This is a genomic window from Micromonospora sp. NPDC023888 (genome assembly GCF_040639415.1).
Lineage (GTDB): Bacteria > Actinomycetota > Actinomycetes > Mycobacteriales > Micromonosporaceae > Micromonospora.
In genome coordinates this window covers 1-17475 of sequence record NZ_JBEZZW010000041.1, presented here as the reverse complement: position 1 = coordinate 17475, position 17475 = coordinate 1, and the positions used below count along the sequence as shown (strand labels likewise).

The 17475-nt window shown below is 71.3% G+C and carries 10 protein-coding genes and 1 pseudogene; 7 read left to right on the top strand and 4 right to left on the bottom strand.

Annotated features, from left to right (window positions below):
* The first annotated feature begins 425 nt into the window (after positions 1-425).
* The 5 genes from AB0F61_RS28240 to AB0F61_RS28220 all read left to right on the top strand — a co-directional run bounded on the left by AB0F61_RS28240 (position 426) and on the right by AB0F61_RS28220 (position 7241).
* The gene (locus AB0F61_RS28240; RefSeq protein WP_357815706.1) at positions 426-2450 is read left to right on the top strand and encodes a TRAP transporter fused permease subunit; all 2025 of its coding nucleotides are present in this window, start codon (positions 426-428) and stop codon (positions 2448-2450) included.
* Positions 2447-3469, top strand: coding sequence for a TAXI family TRAP transporter solute-binding subunit (locus AB0F61_RS28235; RefSeq protein WP_357815578.1), 1023 nt, complete (start codon positions 2447-2449; stop codon positions 3467-3469). The genes AB0F61_RS28240 and AB0F61_RS28235 overlap by 4 nt, the downstream gene beginning before the upstream one ends.
* A gap of 63 nt (positions 3470-3532) precedes the next feature.
* Positions 3533-5887, top strand: a complete 2355-nt coding sequence (locus AB0F61_RS28230) for a nitrate- and nitrite sensing domain-containing protein (protein ID WP_357815575.1) — start codon at positions 3533-3535, stop codon at positions 5885-5887.
* A complete protein-coding gene (locus AB0F61_RS28225) occupies positions 5884-6276 on the top strand; it encodes a roadblock/LC7 domain-containing protein (RefSeq protein WP_357815571.1) in 393 nt (130 codons plus the stop codon). The genes AB0F61_RS28230 and AB0F61_RS28225 overlap by 4 nt, the downstream gene beginning before the upstream one ends.
* The gene (locus tag AB0F61_RS28220) at positions 6273-7241 is read left to right on the top strand and encodes a TAXI family TRAP transporter solute-binding subunit (RefSeq protein WP_357815568.1); all 969 of its coding nucleotides are present in this window, start codon (positions 6273-6275) and stop codon (positions 7239-7241) included. Before AB0F61_RS28225 ends, AB0F61_RS28220 begins: the two co-directional genes overlap by 4 nt.
* Positions 7242-7257: 16 nt before the next feature.
* Here AB0F61_RS28220 and AB0F61_RS28215 read toward each other — a convergent pair whose 3' ends face one another.
* The 4 genes and pseudogenes from AB0F61_RS28215 to AB0F61_RS28200 all read right to left on the bottom strand — a co-directional run bounded on the left by AB0F61_RS28215 (position 7258) and on the right by AB0F61_RS28200 (position 13651).
* Positions 7258-7794: a hypothetical protein gene (locus AB0F61_RS28215; RefSeq protein WP_357815565.1), complete on the bottom strand. Its 537-nt coding sequence runs from the start codon at positions 7792-7794 to the stop codon at positions 7258-7260.
* Positions 7795-9697: pseudogene (dnaG, locus tag AB0F61_RS28210) on the bottom strand (DNA primase).
* Positions 9698-9798: 101 nt separating this feature from the next.
* Complete coding sequence (locus AB0F61_RS28205) at positions 9799-10374, bottom strand: hypothetical protein (RefSeq protein WP_357815562.1); 576 nt, start codon at positions 10372-10374, stop codon at positions 9799-9801.
* 118 nt (positions 10375-10492) lie between these two features.
* Positions 10493-13651, bottom strand: a complete 3159-nt coding sequence (locus tag AB0F61_RS28200; protein ID WP_357815560.1) for a BTAD domain-containing putative transcriptional regulator — start codon at positions 13649-13651, stop codon at positions 10493-10495.
* A 358-nt stretch (positions 13652-14009) separates the two neighbouring features.
* On the opposite strand from AB0F61_RS28200, the gene AB0F61_RS28195 reads away from it, so the two are divergent.
* Together AB0F61_RS28195 and AB0F61_RS28190 are read left to right on the top strand one after the other, a co-directional pair.
* Positions 14010-15599, top strand: coding sequence for a hypothetical protein (locus tag AB0F61_RS28195; protein WP_357815557.1), 1590 nt, complete (start codon positions 14010-14012; stop codon positions 15597-15599).
* Positions 15600-15724: 125 nt separating this feature from the next.
* Positions 15725-17428: a glycoside hydrolase domain-containing protein gene (locus AB0F61_RS28190; RefSeq protein ID WP_357815554.1), complete on the top strand. Its 1704-nt coding sequence runs from the start codon at positions 15725-15727 to the stop codon at positions 17426-17428.
* Positions 17429-17475 lie beyond the last annotated feature (47 nt).

The window sequence follows — 17475 nt, the reverse complement described above, 5'->3', positions numbered from 1 at the left end:
CCCATCCCCTCCGCGAGCGGGGCCACACAACATGTGCGACCTGCCGAATCGCCGTCTGCGGGGGACTGTCGCAGACACGAGTCTTATTCGACATCTACATTCTGGGGGATTCCCCTCACGAAAGAATAGTCACCCACAGCAATCACGTTCAACAATATTCCCATACAGCGCAGCCCCCCGTATTGTCCCCCAGCGTGTCATCCGCGCACCCCGTTCAGGACTCCGCCCCCTCGCCCCGAGACGACGACGCACCCACACCGGCCGACATCGACGAACAGCCGCTGACGGCACCCGCCGAGAAGGGGCCAACCGCCGAGAAGGGGCCAGCCGCCGAACCCGGTGGGACCGACCCCACTCCGGTGCCCGTCGGCGGGCAGCCCGACCGCGAGTTGACCGCACAGTTCGAGGACGAGAAACCGGGCCGGGTGTTCACCGGGCCGCTCGGCTTCTTCTTCGTGGGCGTCACCCTTGCCGTCGCTCTCCTCGCCATCTACCAGGTCTTCTTTCCGCTGGCGCAGGGCAGCAAGTTCTACCTGATCATCTTCCTCGCCGGCGTCCTGCCGATGGTCTTCCTGGCGTATCCGTCGGGAGTGCGCCTGCCACGACGAGCCACACCGGCAGCGCCCACTGACCCGCCGAGCAGACCGACGAGCCGGATGCGCCCCACCCCGTTCGACTGGGTGCTCGCCGTGGCCGCGTTGCTGAGCTGCCTCTACCCGGTGTTGCCGGTGGCCATCGGTACGGGTGGCGGCGGATACGACGCCTTCCTCGACCGACAGGGGCTGCTCGACCCGGTCGACCTGATGCTGGGCACCGTGCTGCTGCTTCTGCTGCTGGAGGCGTGCCGCCGAACCACCGGATGGATCCTCCCGGCGGTCTGTCTGCTCTTCCTGGCCTTCGGCTACTACGGCGGGCTGCTACCGCAGTCCTGGCCGGTGGCCCACGCCGGACTCGACTTCGGGCAGCTCGTCGACGCGTTCTACAACTCCGACAGCGGCTTCTACGGGACCCCACTGGACGTGGCCGCCTCGTACATCGTGCTCTTCACCATCTATGGCGCGGTGCTGGATTTCTCCGGCGCGGGTCGGTTCTTCGTGGAACTCTCCGCCGCCGCGTTCCGCCGCTCGCGCACCGCACCGGGACGCACCGCGGTGGCCGCCGGCTTCCTCCTCGGAACCGTCTCGGGTTCGGGAGCGGCCACCACGGTCAGCATCGGCTCGGTCACCTGGCCGATCCTGCGCCGAGCCGGCTATCCGCCGGAGCGAGCCGGCGGCATGCTCGCCGCCGCCGGCGTCGGCGCGATCCTGTCACCGCCGACGCTGGGGGCCGCCGCGTTCATCATCGCCGAGTACCTCGGTGTCTCGTACCTCCAGGTGCTCGGCTGGGCCACCGTGCCGACCCTGCTCTACTACCTGGGCATCCTGCTCGCGGTCGAGATCGACGCCCGCCGCTCCGGAGTACGTCGGGTCACGATCGACGCCGGGTCGGCCTGGTCGCTGCTGGCCCGCTTCGGCTACCACTTCCTCTCGCTGATCGTGATCGTCGTGATGCTCGCCCTCGGCGCCTCGGCGACCAGGGCCGTGGTGCTGGCCACCGCGTTGGCGGCCGTGCTCTCCTTCCTGGACCGGCGGCACCGACTCACCCCCGCACGCCTGATCGAGGCGCTCAGCAACGGAGTGCGCGGAGTGCTGGCGGTCAGCGCGGTCTGCGCCGCCGCCGGCATCATCACCGCCACCACCACCAAGACCGGGCTCGGCCCGCAGGCCGCGGCGCTGCTGCTCAGCGGTGCCCAGGCGGTCAGCTCCAACCCATTCGTCGTGCTCCTGCTCACCGCCCTGCTCGCCGCGCTCGCGCTCACGCTGCTCGGCCTGGCCGTGCCGGTCACCGCCTCGTTCGTGATCGGCTGGGTGATCATCGGCCCCGCGCTGCTCAACCTGGGCGTCGCCGCACCCGCCGCGGCGATGTTCGTCTTCTACTTCGCGGTGCTCTCCGAGGCCTCGCCGCCAACCGCGCTCGCCGCGGTGGCCGCCGCCGCCGTCACCGGCGGACGACTGATCCCGACCATGTGGCAGACCCTGCGGTACGCGCTGCCCGCGTACCTCATCCCGATCGCCTTCGTGCTCACGCCAACCGGGCTCGGGCTGCTCGGTATCGGCGGGGTGGACCGCATCCTGCTGGCCGGCCTGACCACCGCGCTCGGAGTCGCGGTGCTCGCGGTGGCGGCCGGTGGGTGGCTGCCCGGCATCGGCCCGGCCGGAAAACCCGAGCGGATCGTCGGCGCGCTCGCCGGGCTGGTTCTGCTGTGGCTCGAACCTGTCCCCGTCATGGTCGGCGCCGCCCTGGTCGCGCTCACCGTGGCGGGTGTCCTGCTCCGTCGCGGCACGGCCAACCGGACGGCCGCCGCCGACAGGGGCGTCAACCAGAAAGACCATCAGGAGGAGAAAAGGTGAGACGGATCAACGTGCGAATCGCCGCGAGCCTCGGGGCAGTCACCCTGCTCACGGCCGGCATCGCCGGATGCGGGGGCCGTCAGAAGAATGCGGCCACCGACGACACCTCCAGCGCAGTCGGCTGCGAGGTCACCAAGGACACCCGGGTCGGCATCGCCACCGGCAACGCCACCGGGGTCTACTACGTCGTCGGCAACGCGCTCGCCGGACAACTCGCCACGGCCAGCGGCGGCAAGCTCACCGGCACCGCCGCCGAGACCGGCGCCTCGGTGCAGAACATCGAGCAACTCGTCGCCGGACAGTACGACGTCGCCTTCTCGCTCTTCGACACCGCCGTCAACGCGACGCAGGGCAAGGGGACCTTCAAGGGACCGCAGCCTGTGAAGGCGCTCGCGCGCATCTACGACAACTACACCCAGGTCGTCGTCCGGGCCGACGCGGGAATCACCTCCGTCGCCGAGATGAAGGGCAAGAAGATCTCCACCGGATCACCCAAGTCGGGTACCGAGGTCATCGCGCAGCGGCTGCTCACCGCGGCCGGCCTCGACCCGGCAAAGGACATCCAGGCACAGCGACTCGATCTGACCAAGACCGTCGACGGCATGAAGGACGGCAGCATCGACGGCTTCTTCTGGTCCGGCGGCACCCCGACCGGCGGCGTCACCGACCTCTTCACCACCGCGGCCGACAAGGTGAAGTTCATCGACATCAGCCCGCTGCTGCCGAAGATGGCAGAGCTGAACCCCGCGTACCAGGCCGGGACGATCGCCAAGGACGTCTACAAGACTCCCGCCGATGTCCCGACCATCGTGGTGCCGAATGTGCTGCTGGTCCGCGACGACCTCGACGCCAACGTCGCCTGCGTCATCACGAGGACCGTGTTCGAGAAGAAGGACGCTCTCAGCCAGGCCAACCCGGCGGCCAAGGGCATCGACCTGGCGAACGCGCGCAAGACCGACCCGGTGCCGCTGCACCGTGGGGCGGACACGGCGCTGACGAAGCTGAACGCCGCAAGCTGATCCGATCGTCCCGGCCCGGGCTCACCGCCCGGGCCGGGCACCACCCCGACCCGGGAGGCCCCGGTGCCGCTCCCCGCCCACGTACGCCAGCACCGCACCGGCGGTGTTCTCGAAAACCTTCGCTCGATCCGCACCCAGCTACTCGCGCCGATCATGGTGACCATCATCGGTCTGACCGTGCTCGGTGCCGCGCAGACCAACGCCGCGCTCGACGCCAGCGCGGACGCCGACCGGGCCCGTGTCCTCTCCGGCACCGCCACGGTCACCGTCCAACTGGTCCACGAACTGGAGCGGGAACTCGGCGAGACGGCGGCGCTGCGCCAACGCGGGGGCACCGCCGGACGGCCACTCGTGGACGCCCAACGGCGCCGCGTCGACGCCGCCGTCGAGCGGTTCCGCACCGTCGGCGAGCAGGCCCAGGAGTCCGTACCCGAGCTGACGCCGATGCTCGGCAGTGCCCGAGGCCAACTCGACCAGCTCTCCCCCAACCGCGCCCTGGCGCTGACCGGCACGGAGGCCGACGCGGCGTACGCCCGTACCGTCGAGTCCCTGCTGGCCGTCGCGGACGCGCTGCCGGCCCAGTTGCGTGACCCGGAGTTGGCGAACGCCGCCCGGGAGGTCGCCTCCGTCGCCACCCAGGAGCACCTGGCCTCCGTCGAGCGAGACCTGCTGCGCGCCGTCTTCGGCCGGGGCCGGCTCAACGCCGGCGAGCTTGCCCTGCTGGGTTCGCTGAACGGTGCTCAGGAGCAGCGCGAGGCCGAGTTCCTCCGGATCGCGCCCGACACGGCGAGCAGTTCCTGGGCCCGGCTGATGACCGGCGGTGACGTGCAGACGGCCCGCACCATGCGGGACGCGGTGCTGGAGACCGACGGTGGCGCCGAAGCGATGAAGACCGATGGCGACGCCTGGTTCGTGGCCCAGAGCGGGGCCCTGCGCCGATACAACCTGCTCGGCCGTGAACTCTCCGAGGACCTCGACCGCGACGCCGCGGCGCTGGCCCGCGACGCGCTGAGGAGAGCCCTGCTCACCGGTGGGGTAACCGTTGCCGTGGCGCTCGGCTCGCTGATCACGGCCGTGGTGCTGGCGATCCGGATCAGCCGGCGGTTGAGCCGCCTCCGGGCCGCGGCGTTGGCCATGGCGAACCACGAGCTTCCGGAGCGGATCACCGCCATAGCCGCCGGGGCGGAGCGCCCGGACGAGAGCGCCGCTGGCGCGGCCACCGCCGCGATCGCACGTGGTCACGACGAGGTCGCCCAGGTCGCCGCGGCTTTCGGCACGGTCAGTCAGGCCACGCTGCGCCTCGCCGGCGCGCAGGCCGAGTTGCGCCTGGACATGACGCGGATGGCCGAGGCGCTGGCCCGGCGGATCCGCACCTTGATCACCCGTCAGCTACGGCTGCTGGACGACTTCGAGCGCGAGGAGACCGATCCCCGGGTCCTCGAACGCCTCTTCGCACTGGATCACCTCGCCGCACGCCTGCGTCGCAACGGGGAGAACCTGCTGGTCCTCTCCGGCGGCGAGCCGAGCCGGGGGCACGAGGCTCCGCTGCACCTGGAGGACGTGGTCCGGGCGGCGGCCTCGGAGATCGAGCACTATCCCCGGGTGGAGCTGAACCTGCCGGCGGCCGGGGTGCAGGGCGCGGCGGTCGGCAGCCTGGTGCACCTGCTCGCCGAACTGCTGGAGAACGCCACCGTCTACTCACCGCCGCACACGCCCGTGCTGGTCGACGGCCGGCACACGGTGGACGGGCTGTTGCTGCGGGTCCACGACCACGGAATCGGCATCCGGCCGGGCCGGCTGGCGTCAATCAACGATCGGCTCGCGAGCCCAGCCATGATCAGCAGTGCGGCGGCCGGCAGCATGGGATTGCACGTGGTGGCTCACCTGGCCGTCCGGTACGGGATCCGGGTGCAGCTCTACAGCACCGACAGCGGCACCATCGCCCAGGTGCAACTCCCCGACCAGTTGTTGACCCGGATCGAGACGGTCGCCCATCACCAGCCCGTGGCGGGTCGGCCGCTGGCCGGACGGCCGGCGGCCTGGTTCCGACCGGCCAGCAACGCTGCCGCCGGGGCACGGCCACTGGTCGCCGCCCAGGGCGCGGCGAGCGGGCAGGCTCGCGGCGTCGCCACGGTACCGCCGCCGTCTACCGGGCCGTTTCCCGGCGCTGCTCCCGTGCCGCCGCCGACTGCTCCGCCAACCCCGCGGCTCACCGCCGGCGGGCTGCCTCGTCGCAACCGCGGTGAGCAACTGCCCGCGCAGCTACCCACGCACCTGTCCCCACCACCGTCCCCCGCCAGCGAGTCGGATCTGCTCGATCCCGAGGTGGTCCGGCGTCGCCTCTCCGCCCTCGCCGAAGGCGTTGCGAGCGCCGCCCGCTCCAACCCGTACACGACACCCACCGGGAGAATCCGATGACCCCACCCGTGACACCAGGTCTGGACTGGCTGCTCGCGAACTTCGTGGACCAGGTTCCGGACGTGTCGCACGCCCTCGCCGTCTCCGAGGACGGGCTTCGACTGGCCGCCTCCCCACACCTCTCGATCGACCAGGTCGATCAGCTCGCCGCCGTGATCAGCGGACTGGCGAGTCTGACCGTCGGCGCGGCCCGGCTGATGTCCGCCGGCCGCGTACGCCAGCAGATCGTCGACATGGACGGCGGTGTGCTGCTGGTGATGGCGGTCGGCTCACGCGCGCTGCTCGGCGTGCTCGCGGCACCCGGCTGTGACCTCGGCCAGATCGGCTACGAGACCGCGACCCTGGTGCAGCGAGTGGCCGAGGCCCTGGAGCCGGCGGTACGCCGGTGACCACACGAGTGCGGCGGCTGGGGGCGGCGCTGCTGCTGGTCATGCTCGTCGCGGGTTGCGGTGGCGAACCGTCCCCGTCGAACGCCTGGCACGGCGGGCGGATCTTCCTGGCCACCGGCAACACCACAGGTGTCTACTACCAACTCGGCGGCGGTTACGCGGACCTGATCAATCGACATCTACCCGGCTACGAGGCACGGGCCGAACCGACCGGCGCCTCGGTGGAGAACATCAACCGCCTGACCACCGGCGACATGGAGATCGCGTTCAGTCTCGCCGACACCGCGGCCGACGCCATCGCCGGAAAGGGCGCGTTCGACGGGAAGCCGCAGCCGGTCCGCGCGCTGGCCCGCATCTACAGCAACTACACCCACCTGATCGTGCGCGCCAACAGCAAGATCGAGAACGTCGCCGACCTCCGCGGCAAGCGGGTCTCCACCGGCTCGCCGAAGTCCGGCACCGACATCATCGCCGGCCGGCTGCTCACCGCGGCCAACCTCGATCCGGACCGCGACGTCCGACGGCTCACCCTGTCGCTGCCCGAGACGGTGAAACAGATCCGGGCCGGAAGCCTGGACGCCATGTTCTTCTCCGGTGGTCTGCCCACCCCCGGCATCAAGGACCTGCTCACCAGTTCGCCGGGTGCGTTCCGGCTACTACCGCTGGACAACCTCCTCCAGCCGCTACAGAGGGGCTACGGCCCCGTCTACACCACCTCGACGTTGACCGCCAACGTCTACAACACGGCCAGTGACGCGCCCACCATCACCGTGGCGAACGTGATCCTGGTCAGCGCCGACATGCCCGACGGCCTGGCGTACGACCTCACCCGGACGCTCTTCGACCACCAGAGAGAGCTGGTCGCCGTCCATCCCGAGGCGGCGAACTTCACCCGGGCCAGCGCCGCGCTGAGCGAGCCCATCCCGCTGCACCCCGGCGCCAGCCGCTACTACCGGGGGAGTTGAGCAATCGAGCGTTCGCTCACAGGTCGCCCGGAGCCGTGGCGGCACGGGCCACCCCGACCAGGCGGTCGGTCTCGGCCAGCAGGGCCTCGTCGTCCGCCGGGGTGCCGGGGTCGAGTCGGACCGTCCAGGTGAGACCGTCGGCCCCGGCCACGCGGCGGGCCGCGACCCGCGCCGCGCCGCCGGGCACCGGCTGCTGCTCGGTGTACGCGACCGAGCGGGTCACCCGGGCCCGCACCTGGTGCGGCAGCTCACCCGGGTCGAGCAGAAGGTAGGTCTCCGTCGGGCCGTCGGCGACCACCGTGTAGCCGTCGCGTTCGACGACGGTCTCGGCGGGCGTGACGGCCAGCTCCCGGCCGGACCAGACCGCCTTGAGGATGGTGTGCCAGCCGAGCCGGTGCCCTCGACCGGGCAGCCACAGCCCGAGGTTGCTGGCGACCACCACCCCGTCGCCCTCGCCGTTGCCGGCGGCCGCCCAGGCCAGCACCCGCTCGTCGGGGGCCAGCGGCGGCCGGTCGGCCGGCGGCAGCTTCGGCTTGCGGCTGAACAGTCCCATCTAGAGGCCTCCCGCAGCCTGCTCGCGCAACGCCCGGGCGTGCTGCTCCAGGGACAGCAGCTCACCGAACGCGGCGAAGTACTCGTCCTTGTTGTTGACCGGGTTGATCCGCTGGATGCGTGACTTGAGGTCCCGGATGCGGCTGGTCACCGACCCGAACTGCACACGGGCCATGGTGATCGACACGTAGCGCGGGTCGGCTTCGCCGTCGATGCGCAGCGGCTCCACCGCCAGCTCGCCGACGAGCGCCGCCGCGGCCAGATCGTCGCAGGCGTCCCGGACCGACTCGATCCACACCGCGCCGCCGGTCGCCGCCGCGGCCCCACCGGCCGCTGCGATGGCGGTACGAACCGCGACGTGCACCGGGTGGCGGTATTCGGTCGACTCGACGGCGTCGAACATGGGCCCGGCCAGGACCGGCTGCTGGAGGGCGAGCTTCAGCGCCTCGCGCTCGACCATCGACTGCGGGCTGTCCGGGACCGGCTCGGGGCGGGCCGGAGCGGGCCGGGCGGCGGGGGCGACGTCGCGGGTGCCGGGCGGCGGGGTGTTGGCGGCGGCGAGCACCGCCCGCTGCACCGGCTCGATCTCCATGCCGAGGTCCATGGCGAGTTTGCGGACGTACTCGGGACGTTTCTCCCGGTCCTTGAGTCGCGCGACAAGCGGCGCGGCGTGGCGCATGGCCTCGACCCGGCCGTCGACGGTGTCCAGGTCGAAGCGGCCGATCACGTGTCGCAGCGCGAAGTCGACGAGCGGCTCACGGCGGGCGACCAGGTCACGTACCGCCAGGTCACCCTTGGCCAGCCGCAGATCGCAGGGGTCCATGTTGTCCGGGCTGACGGCGATGAACGTGCGCCCGACGAACCGCTGGTCGTCCTCGAAGGCGCGCAGCGCGGCCTTCTGGCCGGCGGCGTCACCGTCGAAGGTGAAGATGATCTCCCCGGCCACCTCGTCGCTGTCGAACAGGAGCCGCCGCAGGACGGAGATGTGGTCCGCGGCGAACGCGGTGCCGCAGGTCGCCACCGCCGTGGTCACCCCGGCGAGGTGGCAGGCCATCACGTCGGTGTAACCCTCGACGATGACCGCCCGGCCCTGCTTGGCGATCTCCCGCTTGGCCTGGTCGATGCCGTAGAGCACGTGCGACTTCTTGTAGATCGGCGTCTCGGGGGTGTTCAGGTACTTCGGGCCGTCGTCGTCGTCGAAGAGCTTGCGCGCGCCGAAGCCGATCACGTCGCCGGCGAGGTCGCGGATCGGCCAGAGCAGCCGGCGGCGGAAGCGGTCGATCAGGCTGCCGGAGCGGGCCTCCCGGGACAGCCCGGCGGTGACCAACTCCTGGTGGGTGAAGCCCTGTTGGCGCAGGTGCTTGGTGAGCAGGTCCCAACCGTCCGGCGCGAAGCCACAGCCGTAGCGCTCCGCGGCGGCCCGGTCGAAGCCCCGTTTGGCCAGGAACTCCCGGGCCGGCCGGGCCCCGGCCGTGCTGAGCTGCGCCCGGTAGAACTCGACGGCGGCGGCGTGCGCGGCGACCAGGCGTTGCCGTTGACCCTGCTGCGGGCGGGGGCGCGGGGTGCCCTTGTCGTCCTCGATGTAGCGCAGCTGGATGCCGGCGCGGCCGGCCAGCCGCTCGACGGACTCCACGAAACTGAGGTGGTCGGCATCCATCAGGAACTTGATGGCGTCGCCGCCGGCCCCGCAGCCGAAGCAGTACCAGACGTTGCGGGCCGGGGAGACGTTGAACGACGGGCTCTTCTCGTCGTGGAACGGGCACAGGCCCTTCAGATTGCCGCCACCGGCGGACTTGAGGGTGACCGTCTCGGAGATCACATCCCCGATCGAGGTGCGTTCCCGGACCAGTGCGATGTCCTCGTCCCGGATCCGCCCAGCCATGCGCCACCCCCTCGGCGTACATCCTGCCCTGCCGGACCGACGACACGCCGGCCGGGGGATGCCGGTGTGGCGGCCACCGCTGCCGGCTGGGCGGTTCCGGCCCGCGTGTCGCCCCGGGCCGGGTCAGGCCAGGCCGGCGCAGGCCGTCTGGATGGCGGCGTTGAGGCCCGTGTCGCCGCAGTCGGTGGCTGCCGAGGTACGCGCCACGACCCGCCAGCCCTTGGCATCCTCGTGCAGGAACATCTGGCCGTCGGGGATCTCCGCCGGCTGCGGGGCGACGGCCATCAGCCGGGCGTAGCCGTTGCGGCAGGAGAACACCGCCACGTCCTGCACACTCTGCCCGCTCAGAGCCGCTCTGGCGGCCGCGAGCAGGACCTCCGGGCGGCAGGACGGGGTGTCGGTGACGTGTTCGTCGTCGAGACGGAGCGGCCGGGTGCTGGTCGGCGCCGGGTCGGCCGCCCGACCGCCTCCCGTACCGGGCCGAGCCGAGGCGGAAGCCGGTGGCGCGGGGACGCCGGAGGTCGTCGCGGTCGCCTGTGCCCCGGGAGCGGTCGGCTCCGGCGCGGCGACCGACCCGGACGAGGCCGGCGCGGGAACACTCGCCGCGCCGCCGGTGCGCTCGTCGTGCGCGCATCCGGCCACCGGCAGGGCCAGCGCCACCGCCGCCACCAGGCACGCGCCGCTGCGTCGGATCGTCATGATCATTTCTCCCTCTCGTCGGACTGCCCTCCGGTGCGATGCCCGGTGCTGGTCCGACGCTAGGGAAGCGGCCTGCGGTTGGTCTTGACGAAACCTGGAAGCCCTGGTCACCGGCTTGTCAGACCAGCTGCGCGCCGGTCACGACCCGGTCCGCCAGGGATGTCGCGGCGCACTCGCACCACCACCGCTCGTGCCAGCCCGGCGCTTCGCGGGCCTCCCGGGTGCCGAGCCGCCGGAACGTCGCCTCAGCGGTCTCCCACACCCGGTGCGCCGACGCGACGTCACCCAACGCGGCGTGCGCCGCGCCAAGGTCGCGCAGCGTACGTGCCGCGCCGAGATCGTGGTGCAGCTCGACCCAACCGTCGTGGGCCAGCCGGAGGGCCTTCAGGGCCACCTCCGGCCGCCCCGCCGCCAGGTGCAGCTCACCGACGGTCCGCTGGACCAGCGCCGTGCCGAACCGGTCGTTCAGCCGGCGGCACGTCGCCAGGCTGCGCTCCAACGGCGCCAGTGCCCGGCCCGCGTCCCCCTGCCGCAGCCACACCTTCGCCAGCGCCTGCTCGGTGTAGCAGGCGAGCAGCTCGTCACCGCTCGCCACGATCAGCTCGTGGGCCCGGACGCACCAGCGCTGCGCGTCGTCCAGCTCGCCCCGGGCCCGGTGCACGAGGCCGATCCCCCGAGCGGCGATGGCCTCGCCCCGGACGTGACCGAGCGCCCGGTAGGCGTCCATGGCCCGGCCGATGAAGCGCACCGCCTCATCGTCGTCGCCCAGCTCCCGCAGGCAGTGTCCGATCCCGTAGGTGGCGTGCGCGGCAGCGTTGTCACCGCCGATCCGTTCCAGGACGTCGGCCGCCGCGGTCAGCAACGGGACGGCCTCCCGGTGCCGGCCAACCTCGCGCAGCACGGCGCCGAGCCCGCTGCGCGCTGCCGCCGACCCGTGCTCGTGACCGGCCGCCTCGAACAGCTCGATGGCGCTCCGGAAACTCTGTTCGGCCTCGACGAACCGGTCCTCCTTGTAGCGCAGCAGCGCGATGCCGCAGGCGATCACCGCCTCGCCGACGGCGTTCCCGGCGGCCCGTGCCGCAGCGGAGGCCGCCGCGTGGGTGCGTCCCCAGCCGACGAAGTCGTTCCGGACGGCGAAGGACGCGTAGACCAACGCGTCCGCCAGCGCGCACGCCGCCACGTCCATGCCCAGCTCCGCGGCCCGCTCCACCGCGACGATCAGTGTCGACGCCTCGACCTCCAGCCAGCCGGGGAGCTGGTGGTCCGCCGGGAGCGGAACCGTCGGCACGTCCACCGGCTGCGGCGTCTGTCGGTAGAGCGGCGGAACGGCGTACGGCTGCCGTTGGTTGAGCCGTTCCCCCAAGTCGGTGGCCGTCGCCAGGACCCGGGCCACCGCGGCGCGCAGCGCGGCGTCGGCGTCCTCCTCGGCGGCGCGTTCCCGGGCGAACAGCCGGACCAGGTCGTGGATGTGGTAGCGGAGCAGCCGGTGCGTCGGGTCGGGCAGGGCGGTCACCAGCCGGGCGTCGGCGAGTTGCTCCAACAGCTCTTCGGCATCGTCCACCGAACCGCCGATGAGCGCCGCCACCAGCCACTCCGCGAAGCTCGGCACGCCGAGGAAGCCGAGCAGCCGGAACGCCCGTCGGGCCGCCGGATCGAGCGCCTGGTAGCCGACCCCGACGCTGACCCGCACGGCCAACCCGTCCGCGGCCATCTCGTCGAGCCGCCCACGTTCGTCCCGCATCCGCTCGGCCAGGCGGGCGATCCGGCGGTGCGGTCGCGCCGCGATCCGCGCGCCGACGATCCGAAGGGCGAGTGGCAGCCCCGCGCACATCTCCACGAGCGCGTCGGTCGCCTCCGGTTCCGCCGCCACCCGGTCCGGCCCGATGATGCGATCCAACAGGTGGACCGAGTCGGCCTGATCCAGCAGCGGCACCTCGATGTGTTCGGCACCGGGAACGGTGGTCAGCCGGGCCCGGCTGGACACGACCAGGGCGCTGCCCGGGCCGCCGGGCACCAGGGGCCGGACCTCCTCGGCGCTGACCGCCGAGTCGAGCACGATGAGGAAGCGTCGCCCGCTCAGCATGGCCCGGTACTGCCCGAGCTTGTCCGCAAGCGTGGGGAGCTGGTGGATGTTCGTGGCGCCGAGGGCCCGCAGCACCCGGTCGACCGCCTCCCCCGGGTCGCGGCCGCGGCCACTGAGCGTGACGAAGATCTGACCATCCGGGTACGCGTGCCGCAGCAGATACGCCAGCCGGATGCTGAGTGCCGTCTTCCCGACCCCACCCGGACCGGAGAGGATCAGCACGGGTGCGGCGGTGCCCTCGGCACGACGGCCGTCGGGTCGCAACACGGCCAGCGCGCGGGAGATCTCCGGTTCGCACCCGACATGGTCGGGCAGGTCGGCCGGGAGTTGGCACCCAGGCCCCCCGCTGCTGGGCTGCGGTTGCTCCGGCGCGGTCTCGACAGGCGTCGGCACGACGGCCGATGGCTGCGCCGGCGTCGGGACCGCGGTCGCGAGCGCCGCCGGCGGCGGCAGGGTGCCGCGCAGGATCTCCCGGTGCAGGTCCTGGAGGTCCGTGCCCGGGTCGATGCCCAGGTCGTCGGCGAGCCGGGCCCGGGTCCGGGCGTACAGCTCGAGCGCCTCGGCTCGGCGTCCATTGAAGTAGAGGGCCCGCATCAGGCTCAGCACCAACGGCTCGATGAGCGGGCTTCGGTCAACGGCCACTGTGAGCCGCTCGGTGACCGGGCCGGGCCGACCATGGGTGATCTCGCTGTCGGCCCAGTCGAGCAGGACCCGGATCAACTGCTGACGCAGCCCCTCCCGGACCCGGGACGCCCAGTCGCCGGGCAGACCGTCGAGGGGCTCCCCGTGCCACAGGTCGATCGCCGCCCGGAGCAGAGCCGGCCGGTCCGGATGCTCCGCCGGCAGGCCCTGCGCCTGCTCGGCGAGGCGGCGTAGCCGGTACAGGTCCACCCGGTCCGGCTCGGCGGAGAGGAGATAGCCGGTCTGACTGCGACCCACGGTGATCGGCACCGTGTCGGCGGACCGAGCGGTGGCCAGGATCCGCCGGATGCGGGTCAGGTAGGTGTACAGGACGCCGCGTGCGTCGGCTGGCGGCGTCTCGTCCCAGACCCGGTCGACAAGCGCCTCGATCGGCACGCTCCGACCCGCGTCGACGGCGAGCGCGGCGAACACCAGTCGCTGCTTCGGTGGACCCAACTCCACCGGTCGTCCGTCGACCACAACCTGCAGGTCACCCAATATACGTAGTTCCACGGCTTCGCCCCCGCGCCCGTAGTGCCTACACGGCCCAGAAATGGGCCGCTCATGTTGTCAAGAATCCGTTCAGGTTCGCTACCGGATCCGACTGCGAGGGTCTTCCCAGCCAGCCATCGCCGACAGCACGCGACACCGCTCAGCGAGGCGCCACGGCTTATGTGTCCTCATCCGAAGGGAAGGTTGCCGACCCACAACCGCATAGCAGGACCACCTGGGACCGACCACTGCGGACGGAACCCACGGTGACGCCTGTGTCGCGGATCTTAACCGGCCGCATCAGTTCCAGCCAAGGGTCTCGATGCTTCCGGTCCGGTCGGCACCGCCCGGCACTTCACCCACTTCGAAGGGAAAAGTTGTGCAGTCACGATTCCGTCGTACTCGCCGAGCGAGCAGCCTCATCGGCGCGCTGGCGATGATCGCCACTGGGCTGGTCGGCCTGTCACCGGCCCCCGCCCAGGCATCCACGCTCGAAGGTCCCATCAGTCGCAACGAGATCCTGCTCCGGGCCCAGGACTGGGTGGACCGCGGCATCACGTACCTCAACAGCTCCCCGAGCACCTACGCGAGCGACGAGGAGGGCGACCACACCTACCGGCGTGACTGCTCGGGTCTGGTGTCGATGGTCTGGCACCTGGGAACCAGCTACAACACCGGAAATTTTCAAGGCAGTAACCCCAGCTGGTACACGCTTGATAGCAGAGACGACTGGCAGCCCGGCGACGCGATGGTGCGCGATGGCCACATGGAACTGTTCGCGTTCTGGGCGGACCGGAACGACCACGGCAAGGGCGCCTACGTCTATTCGTTCAACGACACGGGCGAGACGGTCCAGAACCCGTACAAGAAGAGCAATGATGGCAACCTGGGCTTCAACAGCGCGGGTGACCTCTCCATGTACAAGCCGATCCGGCGCACCGGTCTGATCGCCTCCCCGTCGACTCCCGCGAAGCCGCAGGCCACGAAGCTGTCGGTCGCGCTGAACGCGGACGGGCGGATGCAGGCGTTCCAGACCCGCGGTTCCGGCGCGGTGCACAGCACCTGGCAGTCCGCCCCCAACAGCGTCTTCGGCGACTGGGCCAGCCTGGGCGGCAGCGCCCTGAAGTCGCCGACGGCGGTGACGAAGGCGGACGGCCGGATCGAGTTGTTCGCCATCGGCGGGGACGGCAAGCTCTACCACAAGTGGCAGAGCACGGTGAACGGGCCGTTCTCCGACTGGACCAGCCTCGGCGGCAGCGGGCTCAGCAGTGACCTGAACGTCGCCACCAACGCCGACGGACGCCTCCAGGTCTTCGTCATCGGCGGCAACGGCGCGCTCTACAGCATCTGGCAGACCACCACCAGCGGCCCGTGGTCCACCTGGGCCAACCTCGGCGGCACCGACCTGCGCTCGCTCAGCGCCGTCAAGAAGAAAGACGGCCGCATCGAACTGTTCGCCATCGGCGGCGACGGCAAGCTCTACCACAAGTGGCAGAGCACGGCCAACGGCCCCTTCGCCGACTGGACCAGCCTCGGCGGCAACGACCTCACCACCGAACTCGCCATCTCCGCCAACGCCGACGGACGCCTCCAGGTCTTCGTCATCGGCGGCAACGGCGCGCTCTACAGCATCTGGCAGACCACCACCAGCGGCCCCTGGTCGGAATGGACCAGCCTGGACGGCACCGACCTGAGCGCCGTCAGGGCCGTCACCAAGACCGACGGCCGGATGGAGCTGTTCGCCATCGGCGGCGACTCGAAGCTCTACCACAAGTGGCAGACCACAGCGAACGGGCTGTTCTCCAACTGGGCCAGCCTCGGCGGCAGCGGCCTCACCACCGACCTCGCCATCTCCGCCAACGCCGACGGACGCCTCCAGGCCTTCGTCATCGGCGGCAACGGCGCGCTCTACAGCATCTGGCAGACCACCACCAGCGGCCCCTGGTCCACCTGGGCCAACCTCGGCTGACCCGGCACCACCGCGGGGGGTCACCGGCCCGCGCCGGTGACCCCCGCTCCACCGCAGATTCCCGGTCCGCCCCGGCGAAGCCACGCCCTCGTACGCCCCGGTAGCCCTCGAAAGGACCTTCTCCCATGCGTGTTCTCTCCGCACCGCACCTGCCCAACCAGATCTCCCGACGCAGCGTGCTGGCTGGTCTGGCCGCCGTCGCCGCGGGCGGCGTCACCGGGCTGGCCTTCGGATCCCCGGCAGCCGCGACCGTCTACCGTCGCGGCGTCGACTACTCGTGGGGTCGCCCGAGCATCAGCGCCCTCAAGGCCGCCGGTTACACCTTCGCCTGCCGATATCTGAGCGACAGCACCGATGGCAAGAATCTCACCCGGAGCGAGGCGGACGCCCTCATCGCGGGCGGCATCGACATCGTCTCCAACTGGGAGTACACCACCGGCGAGGCGCTGCTGGGGTACGCGAAGGGGGTGGAGAACGCCACCAAGGCGCAGAGCCAGGCGCTGGCCTGCGGCATGCCGGCGGGAAAGCCGATCTACTTCAGCGTGGACTTCGACGCCTCGGAGTCGCAGCTACCCGCCATCAAGGCGTACTTCGACGGGGTTGCCTCGGTGCTGGGCCGGGCGCGGGTCGGCGCCTACGGCGGCTACTTCGTGATCAAGCGACTCTTCGACGCCGGCAAGATTCGCTGGGGCTGGCAGACGTACGCGTGGTCGTCCAACCAGTGGGACGGCCGGGCACAGCTGCGACAGGTGAAGAACGGCGTGACCGTCGGCGGGGCCGACTGTGACCTCGACGAGGCCTGGGCCATCGACTTCGGCCAGTGGGGCACCCGGCCGTCCGCCCGGTCGTTGACGGTGGCGTTGAATGCCGACGGGCGGTTGCAGGCGTTCCAGACCCGCGGCTCCGGTGCGGTGTACAGCACCTGGCAGACCTCCGCGAACGGCGTCTTCGGCGACTGGGCCAACCTCGGCGGCAACCACCTCCAGGCCCCCACGGCCGTGACCAAGCCGGACGGCCGGATCGAGCTGCTCGCCATCGGCGGCGACTCGAAGCTCTACGACAAGTGGCAGAGCACCCCGAACGGGCTGTTCTCCGACTGGGCCGGCCTCGGCGGCAGCGACCTGACCACCGACCTCACCACCGCCACGAACGCCGACGGACGCCTGCAAGCCTTCGTCATCGGCGGCAACGGAAGCCTCTACAGCATCTGGCAGACCACCACCAGCGGCCCCTGGTCCACCTGGGCCAACCTCGGCGGCACCGACCTGCGCTCGCTCAGCGCCGTGAAGAAGAAGGACGGCCGGATCGAACTGTTCGCCATCGGCGGCGACTCGAAGCTCTACCACAAGTGGCAGGACACGGCCAACGGCCCGTTCGCGGACTGGACCAGCCTCGGCGGCACCGACCTCAGCACCGACCTCACCATCGCCACCAACGCCGACGGACGCCTGCAAGCCTTCGTCATCGGCGGCAACGGCGCCCTCTACAGCATCTGGCAGACCACCACCAGCGGCCCGTGGTCGGCCTGGAGCAACCTCGACGGCACCGACCTGCACGCCATCAAGGCCGTCACCAAGACCGACGGCCGGATCGAACTGTTCGCCATCGGCGGCGACGCCAAGCTCTACCACAAGTGGCAGAGCACCCCGAACGGGTTGTTCTCCGACTGGACCAGCCTCGGCGGCAACGGCCTCTCCACCGACCTGACCGTCGCCACAAACGCCGACGGACGCCTCCAGGTCTTCGTCGTCGGCGGCAACGGGAATCTCTACAGCATGTGGCAGACCACCACCAGCGGCCCCTGGTCCACCTGGGCCAACCTCGGCTGACCCGGCCACCATCGCGGGGGTCACCGGCCGCGCGGTTGCGGATGGCG